The 18,678-nt window shown below is 61.2% G+C and carries 14 protein-coding genes and 1 riboswitch; of the genes, 6 read left to right on the plus strand and 8 right to left on the minus strand.

Annotation, left to right across the window (positions count from 1 at the left end):
* Positions 1–8 precede the first annotated feature (8 nt).
* On the minus strand, positions 9–1,232 hold the full coding sequence (locus tag ACM6G4_RS17625) for an acyltransferase family protein (protein ID WP_414914205.1): 1,224 nt from the start codon (positions 1,230–1,232) through the stop codon (positions 9–11).
* Positions 1,232–3,094 (minus strand): O-antigen ligase family protein, encoded by a 1,863-nt coding sequence (locus tag ACM6G4_RS17630; RefSeq protein ID WP_414914206.1) that lies wholly within the window; start codon positions 3,092–3,094, stop codon positions 1,232–1,234. Before ACM6G4_RS17630 ends, ACM6G4_RS17625 begins: the two co-directional genes overlap by 1 nt.
* A 154-nt stretch (positions 3,095–3,248) precedes the next feature.
* On the opposite strand from ACM6G4_RS17630, the gene msbA reads away from it, so the two are divergent.
* Positions 3,249–5,051: a lipid A export permease/ATP-binding protein MsbA gene (gene msbA, locus ACM6G4_RS17635; RefSeq protein ID WP_056725526.1), complete on the plus strand. Its 1,803-nt coding sequence runs from the start codon at positions 3,249–3,251 to the stop codon at positions 5,049–5,051.
* Between the two features lie 255 nt (positions 5,052–5,306).
* Complete coding sequence (gene hldE / locus ACM6G4_RS17640; protein ID WP_046039763.1) at positions 5,307–6,728, plus strand: bifunctional D-glycero-beta-D-manno-heptose-7-phosphate kinase/D-glycero-beta-D-manno-heptose 1-phosphate adenylyltransferase HldE; 1,422 nt, start codon at positions 5,307–5,309, stop codon at positions 6,726–6,728.
* Between the two features lie 156 nt (positions 6,729–6,884).
* On the opposite strand, the gene ACM6G4_RS17645 is transcribed toward hldE, so the two are convergent.
* The 4 genes from ACM6G4_RS17645 to ACM6G4_RS17660 form a co-directional block, all read right to left on the minus strand.
* Positions 6,885–7,850, minus strand: a complete 966-nt coding sequence (locus ACM6G4_RS17645; RefSeq protein WP_414914207.1) for a metal ABC transporter ATPase — start codon at positions 7,848–7,850, stop codon at positions 6,885–6,887.
* Between the two features lie 32 nt (positions 7,851–7,882).
* On the minus strand, positions 7,883–8,695 hold the full coding sequence (locus ACM6G4_RS17650) for an aldo/keto reductase (protein WP_414914208.1): 813 nt from the start codon (positions 8,693–8,695) through the stop codon (positions 7,883–7,885).
* The gene (locus ACM6G4_RS17655) at positions 8,692–9,867 is read right to left on the minus strand and encodes an NAD(P)/FAD-dependent oxidoreductase (RefSeq protein ID WP_414914209.1); all 1,176 of its coding nucleotides are present in this window, start codon (positions 9,865–9,867) and stop codon (positions 8,692–8,694) included. Before ACM6G4_RS17655 ends, ACM6G4_RS17650 begins: the two co-directional genes overlap by 4 nt.
* Positions 9,868–10,014: 147 nt before the next feature.
* Positions 10,015–10,347, minus strand: coding sequence for a DMT family transporter (locus ACM6G4_RS17660; RefSeq protein ID WP_015093202.1), 333 nt, complete (start codon positions 10,345–10,347; stop codon positions 10,015–10,017).
* A gap of 103 nt (positions 10,348–10,450) precedes the next feature.
* Here ACM6G4_RS17660 and ACM6G4_RS17665 point away from each other — a divergent pair, with 103 nt between their 5' ends.
* Both ACM6G4_RS17665 and waaA read left to right on the plus strand, forming a co-directional pair.
* The gene (locus ACM6G4_RS17665) at positions 10,451–11,353 is read left to right on the plus strand and encodes a LysR family transcriptional regulator (protein ID WP_177413774.1); all 903 of its coding nucleotides are present in this window, start codon (positions 10,451–10,453) and stop codon (positions 11,351–11,353) included.
* A gap of 11 nt (positions 11,354–11,364) precedes the next feature.
* Positions 11,365–12,642 carry a lipid IV(A) 3-deoxy-D-manno-octulosonic acid transferase gene (waaA, locus tag ACM6G4_RS17670; protein ID WP_414914210.1) on the plus strand — a complete coding sequence of 426 codons (1,278 nt, stop codon included), beginning with the start codon at positions 11,365–11,367 and terminating at the stop codon, positions 12,640–12,642.
* A 100-nt stretch (positions 12,643–12,742) separates the two neighbouring features.
* On the opposite strand, the gene ACM6G4_RS17675 is transcribed toward waaA, so the two are convergent.
* Positions 12,743–14,182, minus strand: coding sequence for a TolC family outer membrane protein (locus tag ACM6G4_RS17675; RefSeq protein ID WP_056725518.1), 1,440 nt, complete (start codon positions 14,180–14,182; stop codon positions 12,743–12,745).
* Positions 14,183–14,387: 205 nt separating this feature from the next.
* Positions 14,388–14,493: riboswitch (TPP riboswitch) on the plus strand.
* A 166-nt stretch (positions 14,494–14,659) separates the two neighbouring features.
* Between ACM6G4_RS17675 and thiC the strand changes: the two genes are divergently transcribed.
* Together thiC and cytX are read left to right on the plus strand one after the other, a co-directional pair.
* On the plus strand, positions 14,660–16,549 hold the full coding sequence (gene thiC / locus ACM6G4_RS17680) for a phosphomethylpyrimidine synthase ThiC (protein ID WP_056725516.1): 1,890 nt from the start codon (positions 14,660–14,662) through the stop codon (positions 16,547–16,549).
* Between the two features lie 115 nt (positions 16,550–16,664).
* Positions 16,665–17,957, plus strand: coding sequence for a putative hydroxymethylpyrimidine transporter CytX (gene cytX / locus ACM6G4_RS17685; RefSeq protein ID WP_414914211.1), 1,293 nt, complete (start codon positions 16,665–16,667; stop codon positions 17,955–17,957).
* Here cytX and ACM6G4_RS17690 read toward each other — a convergent pair.
* Positions 17,926–18,672, minus strand: a complete 747-nt coding sequence (locus ACM6G4_RS17690; RefSeq protein WP_102669298.1) for an RsiV family protein — start codon at positions 18,670–18,672, stop codon at positions 17,926–17,928. The two genes, cytX and ACM6G4_RS17690, sit on opposite strands and share 32 nt — an antisense overlap.
* Positions 18,673–18,678: the final 6 nt, after the last annotated feature.

Here is an 18,678-nt window from a genome sequence, read left to right on the forward strand (position 1 = left end):
ACCATTGCTCAACGTTGTTGAGCCGTCTCCTCGGGAAGTTCTTTCCCCGGTTTCCTGTTCTGGCGCAACCAGTGCAGGGTTTTCTTGCCGGCATTGATGCCGGGCTTTTCGATGAACAGGTAAGTCAGGCTGCCGATGATGATCAGCAGGCAACTGCACGCGGCCATCAACGGCAGGAAGACCCAGGCTTGCCGGGCGTCAAGGTGCAATATCGGCGGTAGTCGCTGCACCAATACCCAGAGCACGAAGCCGTGCAGCAAATACGTGCTGTAGCTGATTTCCCCCAGCCAGCGGATGCTGCGTGGTCTCAGGGCGCCGAACAAGGTGTTGCCGGAGGCCACGATCACAAAGAACAGTGAAAGCAGCAACAACGCTCCCAGGTTGAATGCCCGGTTGAATGCTGTAAAGGCGATCGCCAAGGCGAGCAGGGCGATGATGCCCGCCGGCGGAGACAGGCTCCAGGCGACCCATTGTGGACGGCGAATCCAGTACGCCGCAGCGATGCCTCCGAGGAAGCTGGCCAGGAAGTGCTTTTTCAGCGAGTGTTCCCAGCCGACCACCTGGTACAGGGTGTAAATGCCGATCAGGCACAGCACTGTCTGCATCCAGCCGCCGCGATAGATGAACACCATGGCGGCCAGTGGCAGGGCCAGGTAGAAAAACACCTCGTACCCCAGCGTCCAGGTGACGTTGGAGATCAGCATGCCGGTCTGCTGGTACTGGTTGACGTCTGGCCGGTCGAAGATCAGCCAGGCCAGGGTCTGGCCAATGAGTTGGGTGCCGGAGTCCTTGAGTTCCCAGTCCTGCAAATAGAACACACAGGCAAACACGGTCAACATCAGCGGCAGGTAGAGCGGGTAGAGGCGAAACAGTCGGGATACCGCAAATGCCAGCCAGTCGTGTTGCCTCCCGTGGGTGAGCAGGCGGTCCCAGAACAGAAAGCCGGTGATCATGAAAAAGAGGGCGACGCTGCCCTGGCCGAGCTGCGAGTAGAAGTTGCTCGGCGGAAAATCGATCACACCGGTTTGCAGAAAAATCCAGGTAATGATCGAGTGATGGACGAACACGCCGAAGGCCAGATACCCGCGTAAGCCGTCGATGCCGGCAAAGCGGCTTTCGCCGGAGTGCTCCAGCTGTCGGGTGAATCTCGGCACGCTACGCAACAATAGCGCAGCGGTCGCGATGGCGAGCAGGTAAGCCGTCATCGCGATCAGCGGGTTGGTTTCTATCATCAGTGAGCCTGGGCTGGAGGACTCCCGGCCAGCACGTGCCTGTGCAAATTATCCACGTCGGCTTTCGAAGCCGTCGCGGCGTATCCCAGCAGCAGCGCTTCGAAGTGATCCTCGAACAACCAATGCCGATCTGATGCGTAGCGCTGCATGTGGCGCAGATTACGCCGACGAAGGGAAGGGCTCAATGCCGAGGGGTAAATTCGCAGGTCGGCCAGGTCGATCAGGCCGAACTCGCCGTCCTCCAGCACCAGCACATTGCCCAAGTGCAGGGAGCGGAAGTAGACCCCCTGCTGGTGCAGTTGAGCCATGAATTTACCGAAGCGCTCCACCAGTGCCTGGCGCACCGCCGGGGCGGTGATGCCTTGCAGGATCTGGCGCAGCGTGTTGCCCGGCAACGGGGAGTAATGCACAGCGGTGCTGCCGTCTTCGAACCGGTAAAGATCGAGGATGTGCGGTGTCGGAATGCCCATGCTGCGCAGTTGCACGCTATTGACGGCAAAACGGTCGGAGTAGGGCGTGAAACTACCCGAGGTATACCAGCGGCGGCGGCGGAACAGCTTGAGAAAACTGCCATCACTCAGGCGCAGGACCTTGGGGCCAAGACCATCCTCTTCGATGATCCGGGCATCGGCAGTCAGCTGTTGCAGGGTGCCTGGTGTAGCGGTCCTGATTGGCATGTCCAGCAGGCGCCGGGCCCGTTGATTGATGCTCAATGCGGCAATCAGCGCCAAGGGGATCCACAGCAGGAACCAGTGCTCCTTGGGGCGAGAGATGATCCCGCCACCTTCAGTCAGGCCCGCGCCGATACCGAAGGCCAGCCAGGCTGAGGCAATGATAAACAGCGGTTGCACGCGATGGCGCCAGCTACTGATGAAACCCCACGCAAGGAAGAACAGCCATGGCAGCAGGCCGATAATGCCGACGTAGAAGAGCACGCCCAGGGCAAAGCTATGGGGCTCCTGAAGGCTGTAGCCGACGCCTGGGTCCAGGGCCAGTTCGGCGTTGTAGCCGTGCCCGATCCATGGATGATCTGCGATCTTGTCCAGGGTCATTTGCCAGATCTCGAGACGGAAGGAGCTGCCTCTTTCGATGATTTTGTGTGTAAACAGTACGAACGTCGCCGTTCCGGCGATGAACATGGAGCCCAGTATGAAGACCGAGCGTCGATTCCAGCAGATGAAACACAGCCACAGCGCTGCGAGCGTCAGTGCAACCAGTGGGGTTCTGGAACCGGTGGCCAGCACTGTGGCGAACATGATCACCATCGCCGGTATGCTCAACCAGAGTATCTGGCGTCGCTTGCAGGTCATGCTCAGGCTCAGCCAGTAAGTACAGAAAAAGCCGAAAACGTGGGAGCTCAGTAGTGGATTGTCGAACGCGCCTACACCGATCAAGCGCATTTCCGGTTGGTAGATCTGGCCGAACCGGTACAGGTTGTAGACGGAGGCAATCAGCGCAACCGTCGCGGCGCAGAACACCAGGGGCTGAATGATTTCGCTGCGATAGCGCAGCAACAGGTAGCAGCCAACGAACAGAAACAGGGTATGCAATGGCGGTTTGAACTGACCAAACCCGATTTCGTTGCCTGGCCCCCAGCACAGGCTGAGCACTGCCCACACCACAAACAACAGGGCTGCGATGACGATCGGTTCGTGCAGCAGTTCTTTGCTGAGCCGCGGTCGCAGGCACAGCGCAATCAGTGCCGGTATGCTGAACAGGCCATAGTAAAGCTTGTGATGCACACTGCGTCCCGGCAGGAAAAACAGCGCACAAAGCAGCAATAAATAACCGAGCGGAAGGATCCACAGACAAATGAAATCGAAGATTCTGTTGGACGTGCTGTTCAAAGCGTTTAATTGCATGCTGGGTAACTTATTCCTGAATTGAGCGACCATACCAAGGCAGGGACATCTGGTGGCTATTTGACGCGCCACAATACACAGACTGTATGCGATTGCCAGAACCCTGGGGAAGCTGTGGTAAAGTCAGCGTCCTTTTCATCGACATTCGCGTGATATGACCGACTCCAGTCTCTGCGCAAGCCCATCGAGCTTGAAAATCTACTTCCGCCTGCTCGGCTATGTCCGGCCGTATATCAGCCTGTTCCTGATCAGCATCGTCGGTTTTCTGATTTTCGCTTCGACGCAGCCAATGCTGGGCTACATCCTGAAGTACTTCGTCGACGGTCTATCCAATCCTGAAGCGGTGCTGTTTCCAACCGTGCCCTACCTGCGGGATCTGCAACTGCTACAGGCGGTGCCGTTGTTGATCATCCTGATCGCCGCGTGGCAGGGGTTGGGATCGTACCTGGGCAACTATTTCCTGGCCAAGGTTTCCCTGGGCCTGGTCCATGACTTGCGGGTCCAGTTGTTCAACAACCTGCTGGTGTTGCCAAACCGGTATTTCGACAAGCATAACTCGGGGCACCTGATTTCCCGTATCACCTTCAACGTGACCATGGTCACGGGGGCGGCAACAGATGCGATCAAGGTCGTAATCCGTGAAGGCATGACGGTGATCTTCCTGTTTGCCTCGCTGTTGTACATGAACTGGCGCCTGACGCTGGTCATGGTCGCCATCCTGCCGCTGATCGCCCTCATGGTGCGCACGGCCAGCAAGAAATTCCGCAAGCAGAGCAAGAAAATCCAGCTGGCCATGGGGGACGTGACGCATGTGGCGTCCGAAACGATCCAGGGCTATCGCGTGGTGCGCAGCTTTGGCGGTGAAAAGTACGAAGAGAAACGCTTCTTCGATGCCAGCCAGGGCAACACCGACAAGCAATTGCGCATGACCCGCACCGGCGCCATCTACACGCCGTTGCTGCAACTGGTGATCTACACCGCCATGGCCGTGCTGATGTTCCTGGTGCTGTTCCTGCGGGGCGATGCGTCCGCTGGCGACATGGTGGCCTACATCACCCTTGCTGGCCTGCTGCCCAAGCCGATTCGCCAGCTGTCCGAAGTCAGCTCGACCATCCAGAAGGGCGTGGCCGGTGCCGAAAGTATCTTCGAGCAACTGGATGTCGAGCCTGAAGTCGATACCGGCACCGTCGAGCGTGATGTCGTCAGCGGTCGCCTGGACGTGCGCAACCTCAGCTTTACCTACCCTGATACCGAGCGTCAGGTGCTCAATGACATCAGTTTCTCGGTCGAGCCCGGGCAAATGGTGGCGCTGGTGGGGCGTTCGGGCAGCGGCAAGTCGACCCTGGCCAATCTGATTCCGCGTTTCTATCACCACGACAAGGGCGAAATCCTCATCGATGGCGTCGAAGTGGAACAGTACAAGCTGTTGAACCTGCGTCGGCATATCGCCCAGGTGACTCAGCACGTGACCCTGTTCAGCGACACCGTGGCCAACAACATCGCTTATGGCGACCTGGCTGGCGCACCCCGTGAAGACATCGAGAAAGCGGCCAAGGATGCCTACGCGATGGACTTCATTGCCCAATTGCCCGAAGGCCTGGACACCCAGGTCGGGGAAAACGGCGTGCTGCTGTCCGGTGGCCAGCGCCAGCGCCTGGCGATTGCCCGGGCACTGTTGAAGAATGCTCCGCTGCTGATTCTCGATGAGGCGACTTCGGCACTCGATACCGAGTCCGAGCGGCATATTCAGGCAGCCCTGGATCATGTCATGAAAGGTCGCACCACGCTGGTGATCGCTCACCGCCTGTCGACCATCGAGAAGGCCGACCTGATCCTGGTCATGGATCAGGGGAAAATCGTCGAGCGCGGCACCCATGAACAACTGCTGGCGCAAAACGGCTACTACTCGCGCCTCAACGCGATGGGCCTCGACGCCCCGGCCGAAGATATCGCCTGACCCCGAAAGGGCGAGCCTGGCTCGCCCTTTCGCACTCCTGGCGTGCAACGCGTCCGGTGATTTGTATCCAGACCATTACGCTTCTTGACCAAGCCGGAATAAATCTCGGCAACGTGCTGTCGTCTGGCGGATTTTTTTTTGCTCAAAAAATGAGCAATAAACCCAGGCGAATCATCCGGTTGCAGCCACCGCACTAGCCGACACCAACCCTGTGTTAATATCGCGCCCCTGTTCATTCTGTATGTGGGTTGCACCATGAAGTTGTCCATGCCGCGATTCGATCAAGCCCCTGTCTTGGTAGTCGGCGATGTCATGCTCGACCGTTACTGGCATGGTGGTACCTCACGGATTTCTCCTGAGGCGCCGGTGCCGGTGGTCAAGGTCGATCACATCGAAGACCGCCCGGGCGGTGCTGCCAACGTTGCCTTGAACATTGCCGCCCTGGGCGCTCCGGCCTCGCTGGTCGGTGTAACCGGCGACGATGAAGCCGCCAACAGCCTGGTCAACAGCCTCAAGGGCGCCGGCGTGCGGGCCATCTTCCAGCGCATCGCGCACCAGCCGACCATCGTCAAGCTGCGGGTCATGAGCCGCCACCAGCAACTGCTGCGTATCGACTTCGAAGAACCCTTCGCCACCGACGCGCTGGCGCTGGCCGCGCAGGTCGACGAGTTGCTCGAAGGCATCAAGGTGCTGGTGCTGTCCGACTACGGCAAAGGCGCGCTGAAAAACCATCAGGCGCTGATCCAGGCCGCCCGTGCCCGTGGCATCCCGGTGCTGGCCGATCCCAAGGGCAAGGATTTCTCGATCTACCGCGGGGCGAGCCTGATCACGCCAAACCTCAACGAATTCGAAACCATCGTCGGTGGTTGCGCCGACGAGCACGAATTGGTGAGCAAGGGCGCGCAGTTGATGCACGACCTGGACCTCGGTGCCTTGCTGGTGACCCGTGGCGAGCACGGCATGACCTTGCTGCGCCCGGATCATCCGGCGCTGCACCTGCCGGCCCGGGCCCGTGAAGTGTTCGACGTGACCGGTGCCGGTGACACAGTGATTTCCACCCTGGCGGCCGCGATTGCCGCTGGCGAAGAACTGCCCCATGCGGTGGCCCTGGCTAACCTGGCGGCGGGTATCGTGGTCGGCAAACTCGGTACGGCAGCCATCAGTGCACCGGAACTGCGTCGTGCGATTCAGCGCGAGGAGGGTTCCGAGCGTGGAGTGCTGGGCCTTGAACAGCTGTTGCTGGCGGTCGATGACGCCCGCGCGCACAACGAGCGGATCGTGTTCACCAACGGTTGCTTCGACATCCTGCACGCCGGTCACGTGACCTATCTGGAACAGGCTCGGGCCCAGGGCGATCGCCTGATCGTGGCGATCAACGACGATGCATCGGTCAGCCGCCTGAAAGGGCCGGGCCGTCCGATCAACAGTGTCGACCGGCGCATGGCCGTACTGGCCGGCCTGGGGGCGGTTGACTGGGTGATCAGCTTCTCGGAAGGCACTCCGGAAAACCTGCTGAGCGCGGTCAAGCCGGACGTGTTGGTCAAGGGCGGCGACTACGGGATCGACCAGGTGGTCGGCGCGGACATTGTGACGGCCTACGGCGGTACCGTGAAAGTGCTGGGGCTGGTGGAAAACAGCTCGACCACTGCCATTGTCGAGAAGATCCGCAAGTCTTGATTGTGGCGAGGGAGCTTGCTCCCGCTGGGTCGCGCAGCGGCCCCAAAGCCATGCACCGCGGTTTTTCAGGCGGACCGCGTCTGGTGGTTTCACGACTGCTGCGCAGCCGAGCGGGAGCAAGCTCCCTCGCCACAAAAGCCCCGCTCCTGGTTCTTGCTATCGTGCCGCCTTGCGCGGCACAATTTTCTTTAGCAATTGCTTGGCCTTGCCGCGCAATCGCGCCAGGCCCGAATCCTTCCCCGGCGGGGTCAGACCCTGCTGCCTCACCCAGTCCTTCCAGCGAATTCGTTCGTCGCGAACCAGCCAGCCCTCCTGTCGGGCAAAACTCTCGGCCAGGTACAGTCCGCGCGTGCTGGCAGGGTACAGCTGATCCTTTTTCAAGGTGTAGAGCTCAGCCATCGGGTGGCCGTCCTGCAAGGGCATCAAGTACAGATCGGGGCGCTTGCGGTCGAGGCGGGCGACGAGTTGATCACCTTCCAGTCGTTCGTCGACATGGAACAGGCTCAGGGATTTGGCATCCTTGGGAACGTCCAGGCGCAAGTCGTAGATCAGTTGCAGCGAGGCTGTTGGCAAATGCACGTAAGCCCGCGGGCGCTCTATCAGCATCAGGTTGGCGCAACGTACCGGCCGCGCCGAGCCGGACAGTGGCGACAAGCGAAACGGCAGGGCTTCGCGGTAATGCAGGGCGGCCGAGTAGGGCGTCGGCAGCCAGGTGTCATTGAAGCGCCCACCGAGCCAGCCTTCCGGGGTTTCCAACAGGCACTCTTCGGCTATCTCCTGGATCGCCGTGTGCAAGGGCAGGTTCAGTTCATGGGCCGGCACGTACCCGGAGATCAGCTTGAGCACCACATCGCCGCGGTCCTGCCGGCGTTGGCGCACCAGCACCCAATAGTCGCGATTCTGCCAATGCAGGGTCAGGCGCACCGAAACCCCGAGGTTGGCCAGTTCCAGGGCAAACCGTTCGCTGTCGCCAACCGTCACCGGCCGACGACGTTGCAGGGTCTGGGAGAAATTCAGCGGCCTGCCGACGCTCTGGTAAGCCAGGCCTTCGGGGGTCGCTTCGACGAATAACGGCAGGGTCTTGAAGTTGCTCGGGTTCTTTCTGATGAGCGTACGCGACATGTCGGCTCCTGCTTAAGGCCGCGTGGGCGGCGTCAGTGGCTACGTAGGACCTGGGCAACGGTCGCGACATTGTGGGCGAGGTGCAGCGGATTGATGGTCCCGACAATAGCACTGGCAACACCCGGATGTTCAAACAACAACTCGAAACTGGCGCGCACCGGATCCACGCCCGGACTCAGGCAGACATGACCACTGGCGAGGGCTTTCTTGACCAGAATGGCTTTGCCGTGTGCAGCAGCATAGTCAATGACGGCCTTCTCGTTTTGTTCGTTGAGATTGTAGGTGACCATCGCGCAGTCGCCTTGCTCGAGCGCTTTCAGGCCGCCGTCGACGGTTTTGCCGGAAAAGCCGAAACCGAGAATCTTGCCTTCGGCCTTGAGCTCGGCGAGGGTGTCATAGACTTCGCAGTCATTGAGGATCGCCAGGTCATTACCATCGGAGTGCACCAGCACCAGGTCGATGAAGTCTGTTTCCAGGCGTTGCAGGCTGCGCTCCACCGACATACGTGTGTGTGCGGCGCTGAAATCGTGACGGGACTGGCCGTCGGCAAACTCTTCGCCGACCTTGCTGACAATCACCCAATCCTGGCGCTGGCCGCGCAGCAACGGGCCCAGGCGTTCTTCGCTGCGACCGTAGGCCGGGGCGGTATCGATCAGGTTGATGCCCAGGTCGCGGGCGAGTTTGAGCAGCATGCGTGCTTCGTCGTCATCGGGAATCTGGAAGCCGTTGGGGTACTTCACCCCTTGGTCGCGGCCCAGTTTCACCGTGCCCAGGCCCAGGGGGGAAACCAGCAGGCCGGTGCTGCCCAGCGGGCGATGCAAGTCGTGCAGGGTCAGTTGGCTCATGGCAGCAGTTGCTCCCAGGCGGGTACGCCCATCGGCGGCTTCGGCAGTTCAGGCAGCGCTACCGGGTGGCTTGGCCGGATACCGTCGCGGGTCAGGCTGGCGATGACGCGGTCGGCGAAGTCCGGTGCCAGGGCGAGCTTGGTCGGCCAGCCCACCAGCAGTCGACCTTCCTCGGCCACAAAGGCGTTGTCGGGACGGGTCAGGCCTGATTGCAGCGGTTCGGCGCGATCCACGCGCAAGGTCGCCCATTGCACCGTGCTCAGGTCGATCCATGGCAGCAATTGGCCGAGTTCTTTCTGTGCGGTGGCGATCTGCTCGGCGGGCTCACGGGTCACGCCTTCGGATTCCGCGATATCGCCGCCCAGGTACCAGACCCATTGGCCATCCGCCGCCGGGTGCGTGGTCACGGTGATGCGCGGTTTGGTGCCACCACCCAGGCAGTGGGCGTACAGCGGTTTGAGGCTTGGCCCCTTGGCGATGATCATGTGCAACGGGCGGCGCTGCATGGCGGGCTGGCTCAGGCCCAGCGTTTCGAGCAATGCCGCGGTTCCGGCGCCGGCGCTCAGGACGATGCGCTGGGCACGGATCTCGCGCTCGTCCACCTTCAGGCCGACCAGCACGCCGCCTTCGAGCAGCGGCTCGATCGTCTGGCCGGCGAGCAAGCCATCGCCGGCCAGGTCGGCCAGGCGCTGGATCAGGCTCGGCACATCGACCACCAGTTCCGCCAGGCGATAGACCTTGCCCTTGAAGCGCTTGTCTTGCAGGGCTGGCGGCAATTGCTCGCCCTTGACCTGATCGACGCGACCGCGCACGGCTTTGCTGGCAAAGAAACTGGTGAGGTTGCCGGCGAGGGTGCCGGGGGACCAGAGGTAATGGGCTTCGGACAGCAGGCGTACGCCGGACAGGTCCAGCTCTCCGTTACCGGCCAGGGCTTCACGCCAGCGACGTGGCATGTCGGCGATGGCTTCCGAGGCACCGGTCAGGGCGCCATGCAGCGCGTATTTGGCGCCGCCATGGATGATGCCCTGGGACTTCACGCTCTGCCCGCCGCCGAGGCTGGCGCTTTCCACCAGCACGGTCGAAAAACCCTGGCGACGCAGGCGCGCATTCAGCCAGAGGCCGGCGACACCAGCGCCGACAATCAGCACGTCGGTGGAAATAACGGATGGCATTCGGCGACCTCAGTGTTCAAGACGAGGGCGCAGTATACAGATTCATGGATTGGAGCTGAGACGGGAAAAGGATCGCAGCCTGCGGCAGCTCCTACGGGTGGGTCCGGTCTGCCTTTGTAGGAGCTGCCGCAGGCTGCGATCTTTTTATCAATGCCCGGCAGTCTTGGAGAACAGCTGGATAACCACGACGCCCAGCACAATCAACGCCATCCCCAGCATCGCCGGCACGTCCAGTTTCTGCCCATAGATAAACAGCGCGGCGACGCTGACCATCACGATCCCCATGCCGGCCCACACGGCGTACGCCACGCCCACCGGAACGCTGCGCACCACCAGGGTCAACATCCAGAAGGCGATCCCGTAACCGACGATGACCAGCACCAGTGGCAGCGGGGTGCTGAAGCCTTTGACCGCTTTCATCGAAACAGTGGCAATCACTTCGGCGCAGATGGCAATGGCCAGGTAGTAGTAAGCGGTCATGGGTCAATCCTCGTGTGAAGTGTTGCTCTCTGAGGTCGGCATTCTAGAGATTCGCCAGATGCGGTAAAGTCATTACCTATCTGTTTATAAGATGGGTTGGGCCATGAGCATGCAATGGAATCTGGAGCAGCTGCGGTTGTTTGTCAGCGTAGCGGAGCAGCGTTCGTTTTCTGCCGTGGCGCGGGATCAGCGCAAGGCGCAGTCGGCGGTCAGCAGTTCGATAGCGTTGCTGGAAGAAGACCTGGGCGTCAGCCTGTTCGACCGCAGCAGCGGTCGTCAGCCGAAACTCACTGAAGCCGGTACCGCTTTGCTGGACGAAGCGCGGGAAGTATTGCGCCAGTGCGAACGACTCAATGGCCGGGCGCTGGCGATGATGCGCGGGCAGGAAGCGCGACTGCGTGTGGCGCAGGATGAGGCGATGCCTTATCAGCCGATCATCGAAAGCTTCGAGGCCCTGGCGGAAAAATTCCCCAGCCTTGAAGTGCAGTTGACCAGCGCCGCCCAAGGCGATGTGGCGCGCAAACTAGTGGAGCGGCGCGCCGACTTGGGGTTGCTGTTCTTTCATGATCAGATTCCCGAGGCGCTTGAGCGGCGGGTGCTGGGCAGCGTGGAAATGGTTACGGTGTGCGGCAAGGATCATCCGTTGGCGCGCAAAGGTGCAGTGGACGGCCAGCAGCTGGCGCAACATCGGCAGTTGCTGATGTCCACGGAGTCGAGCATTTATCCCGGCAGTGATCCGGCCAGCCCGCAGGTCTGGCGTGCCGACAGTTTCTATGTGATGGCCGAATGGCTGGTGCGCGGCCTCGGCTGGGCCTGGTTGCCGCGCCACGTAGTTCAGTACCCGACCTATCAGAACCAGATGGTCGAGCTGGTCAGCGAGTGGACCCCGCCGGCCCTGGTGGTGGAACTGGTATGGCGCCGGGATGAACCGCTCGGTCCGGCCGCGCGCTGGCTCGCCGAACGTTTTGCCGTGCACTTGCAGGCGATAGGCGAAAAAAGCCGATAAACTCCGCCGCCATGAATAGAACTCTCTACACCGCGCTGTTTTATCTGGGGCTGCCATTGGTAGCGATTCGGCTTTGGCTGCGCGCGCGCAAGGCGCCGGCTTATGCCAGGCGTATCGGCGAGCGCTTTTCCTACGGAATGCCGGCGATGAAACCGGGCGGCATCTGGGTGCACGCCGTGTCGGTGGGCGAAAGCATTGCGGCCGCGCCGATGATCCGCGCCTTGCTGGCGCGTTATCCGGATCTGCCGATCACCGTGACCTGCATGACGCCGACCGGTTCGGAACGCATCCATGCACTGTTCGCCAATGAGCCGCGCATCCAGCACTGTTATCTGCCTTACGACCTGCCTTGCGCTGCCCGGCGCTTCCTCGATCGGGTCCAGCCGAAACTGGCGGTGATCATGGAAACCGAACTGTGGCCCAACCATATCCATCAATGCGCCAAGCGCGGGATCCCCGTGGCACTGGCCAATGCGCGGCTGTCCGAGCGTTCGGCCAGGGGCTATGGCCGGTTCCCCAGGCTGACCCAGCCGATGCTGGCCGAGATGAGCCTGTTCGCGGTGCAGACCGAAGCCGAGGCGCAACGCTTGCGCAACCTGGGCGCCCGGAACGAAACCGTCGAAGTGACCGGTTCGATCAAGTTCGACCTGACCATCGACCCGCAACTGCTGGAACGCGCTGTTGAACTGCGCGGGCAATGGCGGGCACTGGAACGACCGGTGTGGATCGCGGCCAGTACCCATGACGGCGAAGACGAGGTGGTGCTGGCGGCTCATCGTCAGTTGTTGGCCAGTCACCCCGATGCCCTGCTGATTCTGGTACCGCGTCATCCGGAGCGCTTCAATTCGGTGTTCGGGTTGTGCCAGCAACAGGGGTTTGCCACGGTCCGCCGTTCCAGTGGCGATGCGGTCAGCGCAAATACTTCAGTGCTGCTGGGCGACACCATGGGCGAGTTGCTGTTTCTCTACGCCCTGGCTGACAGCGCATTCGTCGGCGGCAGCCTGGTGCCGAATGGCGGGCATAATTTGCTGGAGCCAGCAGCCTTGGCTAAACCGGTATTGAGCGGTCCGCATCTTTTCAACTTCCTCGAAATTGCCGCGCAGTTGCGCAGTGCCGGGGCGTTGCAGGAAGTGGAGGATGCCGAAGGGCTGGCGGTGGCGGTGCAGCGGCTGTTCGAACTGCCGCGAGATGCGCAGCGAATGGCAGAGGCCGGGTTGAAAGTGATGCGCACCAATCAGGGCGCATTGCAGCGCTTGCTGGACGGGTTGGGGCGGTTGATCGGCCAATAGACCGAGTCGTCGGACAGAAAAGGATCGCAGCCTGCGGCAGCTCCTGCACGGGATTGATATTCATCCTGTAGGAGCTGCCGCAGGCTGCGATCTTTGGTTTTTACTGATCAGGTCGCGCTTTCAACTGCTCCTCTGCCGCCTTGGCCAGATCCGGTGGCAGGAAGTCTTTGTCCGGGTTGTAGTTCGGATTGAGCCAGCGTGCCAGGACTTGCAGATCCCCCGGATTCAACGTGCCGGCCTGTTGCTTCAAGCGCAGGTTGTCGAGGATGTAGTCGTAGCGGGTGTTGTTGTAGTCGCGTACCGAGGTGTAGAGCTGACGCTGCGCATCCAGCACGTCGACGATGTTTCGCGTACCCACCTGATAGCCGATTTCAGTCGCTTCCACAGCGCTCTGGTTGGAGATGATCGATTGCTTGCGCGCCTGTACCTGCTCGACATCGGTGTTCACCGCGCGGTGCAGGTCGCGGGTGTTTTCCACGATGCTGCGGCGCAGGGATTCGCGTTGCTGCTCGGTCTGGTCCAGTTGTGCATAGGACTGACGCACCTGGGAGTTGATCAGGCCGCCGCTGTAGATCGGGATATTCAGTTGCAGGCCCACGGTCGTTTGCTCGACGTTGCCGCCGTAGGGTTGGCCCAAGGGAACCGGATTGCTGAAGCCCAGCGCATCGTTGTCGCCTTTCTCGTACTTGGCGACCGCGTCAACCGTTGGCAAGTGCCCGGACCTGCGCTGCTTGACAGTTTGTTCGGCGGCGCTGACGGCATAGTTGCTGGCCAACAGATTGAGGTTCTGCCTGCCCGCGGTTTCGACCCAGGCCTTGGCGTCGTTCGGTACTGGCGGCAGGATCGGCAGGTTATGGCTGATGCCCCAGATCGAGTTGTACTGGCGGTTGGTCAGGGTGATCAATGCTTCAAAGGCGTCGTCCACCTGGCGCTGCGCAACGATGCGGTTGGCGCGTGCGGTGTCGTAGCTGGCCTGTGAGTTCAATACGTCGGTCTTGTCCGAGAGGCCGACATCGAAACGCTCGTTGGATTGATCGAGCTGGCGTTTGAACGCCGCTTCTTCGGCCTTGGTCGAGGCCAGGTTGTCCTGGCTGCGCAGCACGTTGAAATAGCTGTCAGCGGTTTGCAGGATCAGGTTTTGCTCGGTCGCCGAGAGTTGCAGGGCAGCCTGTTCGTTGACTTCCTTGGCGGCCTGGAACTGGAACCAGCGATCGGCGCGGAACAAAGGTTGCGCCAAAGTGGCCTGGTAGGAATGAGCATCGCGGTTGGTCGTGCCCGAAGGTTGATCGAGCGACGTACGCACCTCGGCAACATTGGCGCCGCCCGAGAGGTTCGGCAGCAGCCCGGCGCGGGCCTGGGGCACGACTTCTTTCTGCGCGCCGTATTGGGCGATGGCAGCCGCCAGGTCGGCGTTGTTGTTGACGGCTTCCTGATAAACGCTGACCAGGTCCGTCTTGGCCGATAAGGGCGCATCTGCTGCCCAGGCCATTCCGTTGGACGCACAAGACACGGCGAGGGCCAGTGAGAGTTTGCGCAGCATAGACGATCCCTAGAATTGATATTACAGAGGTAATTTGAGCGCCAAGGCTAAGGCCATGGTTTGACAGCGTCAATGAGCGGCTCAGCGTAGCGAGTGTAGTTGTGCATTGGGGCCGCAACAATCCTGATACTGCGTGTAATTACGCCATTCATCACGGTAATTGCAGTGGGATTGGCGTTCTTTGCCAGTTGTGTCTAGACTGGCCGGGTTCTTGTCGGGGTGCCTTGCTATGAGGCTGAGATCGAATAATTTCGGATCCCGTTGAACCTGATCAGGTTAGCGCCTGCGTAGGGAACAAGATTTCTCGTCACCCGGCGAGTCCTCTTGTGCTTCGTCCGGGATGTTGTTCGACAATCGAACACCCCTCGAGCACTGAGCACAGCACAGCTGGTTTCTCCAGCGCCCGTGCGTCCATTCGTTTACAGGTTCGCTCCGACAAAAAATCCACTGCCTGGATGTGTGTCTGGAGAGCCCGTGATGACTACAAAATCAAAAATCGCCACCAACCTGAGTGACTCGGCCAAGGTCGATCAGCAATCGGTTCAGCCGTTTACCCGCTCGCAAAAAATCTATGTCCAGGGCACTCGCCCGGACATCCTCGTGCCGATGCGCGAAATCAGCCTTGATGTGACGCCGACCGACTTCGGCGGCGAGATCAATGCACCGGTCGTGGTGTACGACACCTCGGGCCCGTACACCGACCCCAACGTCATCATCGACGTGCGCAAAGGCCTGGCCGACGTGCGTTCGCCGTGGATCGAATCCCGTGGCGACACCGAGCGCCTGAGCGGCCTGAGTTCGAATTTCGGCCAGGAACGCCTTGCCGATCCTGAGCTGACAAAGCTGCGCTTCGCCCACGTCAACAACCCGCGTCGCGCCAAGCCGGGCGCCAACGTCAGCCAGATGCACTACGCGCGCCAAGGCATCATCACCGCCGAGATGGAATACGTCGCCATCCGCGAAAACATGAAGCTGGAAGTGGCCCGCGCCGCCGGCCTGCTGGACCAGCAACACGCCGGCCACAGCTTCGGCGCCAGCGTGCCGAAAATCATCACCCCCGAATTCGTCCGTGACGAAATCGCCCGTGGCCGCGCGATCATTCCGGCCAACATCAACCACACCGAACTGGAACCGATGATCATCGGCCGTAACTTCCTGGTGAAGATCAACGGCAACATCGGCAACAGCGCCCTGGGTTCGTCCATCGAAGAAGAAGTGGCGAAACTGACCTGGGGCATTCGCTGGGGTTCGGACACGGTCATGGACCTGTCCACCGGCAAGCACATCCACGAAACCCGCGAGTGGATCATCCGTAACTCGCCGGTGCCGATCGGTACGGTGCCGATCTACCAGGCCCTGGAAAAAGTCGGCGGCGTGGCCGAAGACCTGACCTGGGAGCTGTTCCGCGACACGCTGATCGAACAGGCCGAGCAGGGCGTCGACTACTTCACCATCCACGCCGGCGTGCTGTTGCGCTACGTGCCGATGACCGCCAAGCGCGTGACCGGCATCGTCTCCCGTGGCGGTTCGATCATGGCCAAGTGGTGCCTGGCGCATCACAAAGAGAACTTCCTCTACACCCATTTCGAAGACATCTGCGAAATCATGAAGGCCTACGACGTCAGCTTCTCGCTCGGCGATGGCCTGCGTCCGGGGTCGATTGCCGACGCTAACGACGAAGCGCAGTTCGGCGAACTGGAGACCCTCGGCGAGCTGACCAAGATTGCCTGGAAGCACGACGTGCAGTGCATGATCGAAGGCCCGGGCCACGTGCCGATGCAGTTGATCAAAGAGAATATGGACAAGCAGCTGGAGTGCTGCGACGAGGCGCCGTTCTACACCCTCGGCCCGCTGACCACCGACATCGCACCGGGCTACGACCACATCACCTCCGGCATCGGTGCGGCGATGATCGGCTGGTTCGGTTGCGCCATGCTCTGCTACGTGACACCGAAGGAACACCTGGGCCTGCCGAACAAGGATGACGTGAAGACCGGGATCATCACCTACAAGATCGCCGCGCATGCCGCCGATCTGGCGAAGGGGCACCCGGGCGCACAGATCCGCGACAATGCCTTGAGCAAGGCGCGTTTCGAATTCCGCTGGGAAGACCAGTTCAACCTGGGCCTGGATCCGGACACCGCGCGTTCGTATCACGATGAAACCCTGCCGAAGGATTCGGCCAAGGTCGCGCATTTCTGCTCGATGTGCGGGCCGAAATTCTGCTCGATGAAGATCACCCAGGAAGTCCGCGAGTATGCGGCCAACCAACGGATCGAAGCGGTCGACGTGGACGTTGCCCAGGGCATGGCCGAACAGGCCGAGCGCTTCAAGCAGGAAGGCAGTCAGCTGTATCAGAAAGTTTGATCTGAGCTGAGGTCGGCGGTGTTTTCACCGCCGCCATCGCGAGCTTGCTCGCGATGGCGTCAGACCAGTCAGCGAAGATCCGAATAACAAAATGTGTCCCTCTGAGATAACACCCTTGAGCATTCAACCCAGCACTTATTCTCCCGATATCGCGGTGCCGACCGACAATCGTGTGTTCGGCGGTCGCGACCTGTTTTCCCTGTGGTTCTCCCTCGGCATCGGCCTGATGGTGTTGCAGACCGGCGCATTGCTCGCGCCAGGCCTGGGCCTGTCCGGTTCGTTGCTGGCGATTTTCCTCGGCACCCTGGTCGGCGTTTTGCTGCTGGCCGCGGTTGGCGTGATTGGCAGTGACACTGGCCTGTCGTCGATGGCCGCGCTCAAGCTCAGCCTCGGCGCCAAAGGCGCGAGCCTGCCGGCGGTGCTGAACCTGCTGCAATTGATCGGCTGGGGTTCGTTCGAAATCATCGTCATGCGCGACGCCGCCAGTCTGTTGGGCGCAAAGGCGTTCAGCGACGGTAGCTGGCTGTCCAATCCGATAATGTGGACGCTGTTCTTCGGTGCGCTGGCGACCCTGTTGGCTGTCAGCGGCCCGTTGACGTTCGTCCGGCAGATCCTGCGCAAATGGGGCATCTGGCTGCTGCTGGCCGCGTGCACCTGGTTGACCTGGAACCTGTTCGCCAAGGCTGATCTGGCCGCATTGTGGGCCCAGGCCGGTGACGGTTCGATGCCGTTCGCCGTGGGTTTCGACATCGCCATTGCCATGCCGCTGTCGTGGTTGCCGCTGATCGCCGACTACTCGCGCTTCGGCAAGCGGGCGAAAAACGTCTTCGGTGGCACCGCCATCGGTTTCTTCATCGGTAATTTCTGGCTGATGAGCCTGGGCGTGGCCTATACCCTGGCGTTCGCGCCGAGCGGTGAAGTCAATGCCTTGCTGCTGGCGCTGGCCGGTGCCGGCCTGGGGATTCCACTGCTGCTGATTCTTCTGGATGAATCGGAAAACGCCTTTGCCGATATTCACTCGGCGGCGGTGTCCAGCGGGATTCTGTTGCGCGCCAAGGTCGAGCACCTGGCCCTGGCCATCGGCGTTATCTGCACGCTGATTGCCCTGCTGGCGCCGTTAGCCCAGTACCAGAACTTCCTGCTGCTGATCGGCTCGGTGTTTGCGCCGTTGTTCGGCGTGGTGCTGGTTGACCACTTCATCCTGCGCAAGCGCAGCGCCCAGGTGGCCTCGGCCGCACTGCGCTGGCCGGCGCTGCTTGCCTGGCTGGGCGGGGTCAGCACCTATCACTTGTTGGCCAACCTGTATCCGGATATCGGCGCGACCCTGCCGGCACTGGTCGTGGCAGGGTTGCTCCAGCTAGTGCTGGGCCGGGCCTTCAGTTACGGCCGGGAAACAGCTCGGGCTTGATGATGCCGTTCAGGCGAGGGTAGGGGATCTTCAGTTCGACATGGCCCAGCGCGTAAGGCGCGATGGTGCTGGTTTCGTACTTGAGGATCACCCCGCCGTAGGTCAGCGCCACGTTCTGGGTTTTCTGGAACGGCCAGCTCTTCACGAACTCCGGTTCCTGATCGAGCTTGGTGCTGATCAGCCAGCTGTTGTGTGCCACTTGCGCGGCTTTCCAGAATGCGTCTTCCTGCCCTGGCACCAGCATGTCCGACAGTGTCAGCACTTTATGCTGTTGGCGTGAATAGTTGATGAAACCTCGACCTGGGGTGCCGTGGGCGCCGCCGGTGTCCAGGTAGCTGGACAATTCGACGATCACCAAGCCGTCATGCTGCTCACGTACCTTTGCCTGCAGATAGCTGCTGAAGCGCGGGCCGGCGGTGCGCAAAAACTCTTCGCGATAGGCCGCCAGGGTCGGGGCAACCGGCGCGTCGGGCGAGGTGCGGGTCATTTGCAGCAGGCGCTTTTCGATGATCCCGTCCAGCGCAGGCTCGTCCGGGAAGTGCAGGGTGTCGATGTTGACCAGCGGGCAATCCGGATTGCTGCAACCGGGCTTGAGTTGCTCGGAGGCGTCGCGGGTGGTCTCCAGCGGCGTCCGGTAGTTGGGCTGGAACAGGCTCGCGCAAGCGCCCAGGGTCAGGGCGATAGCGGCCACGGAGGCGATTTTGAAAAGCGACATGAGCGT

Source organism: Pseudomonas sp. IT-P258 (assembly GCF_949767825.1).
Classification (GTDB): Bacteria; Pseudomonadota; Gammaproteobacteria; order Pseudomonadales; family Pseudomonadaceae; genus Aquipseudomonas; species Aquipseudomonas monachiensis.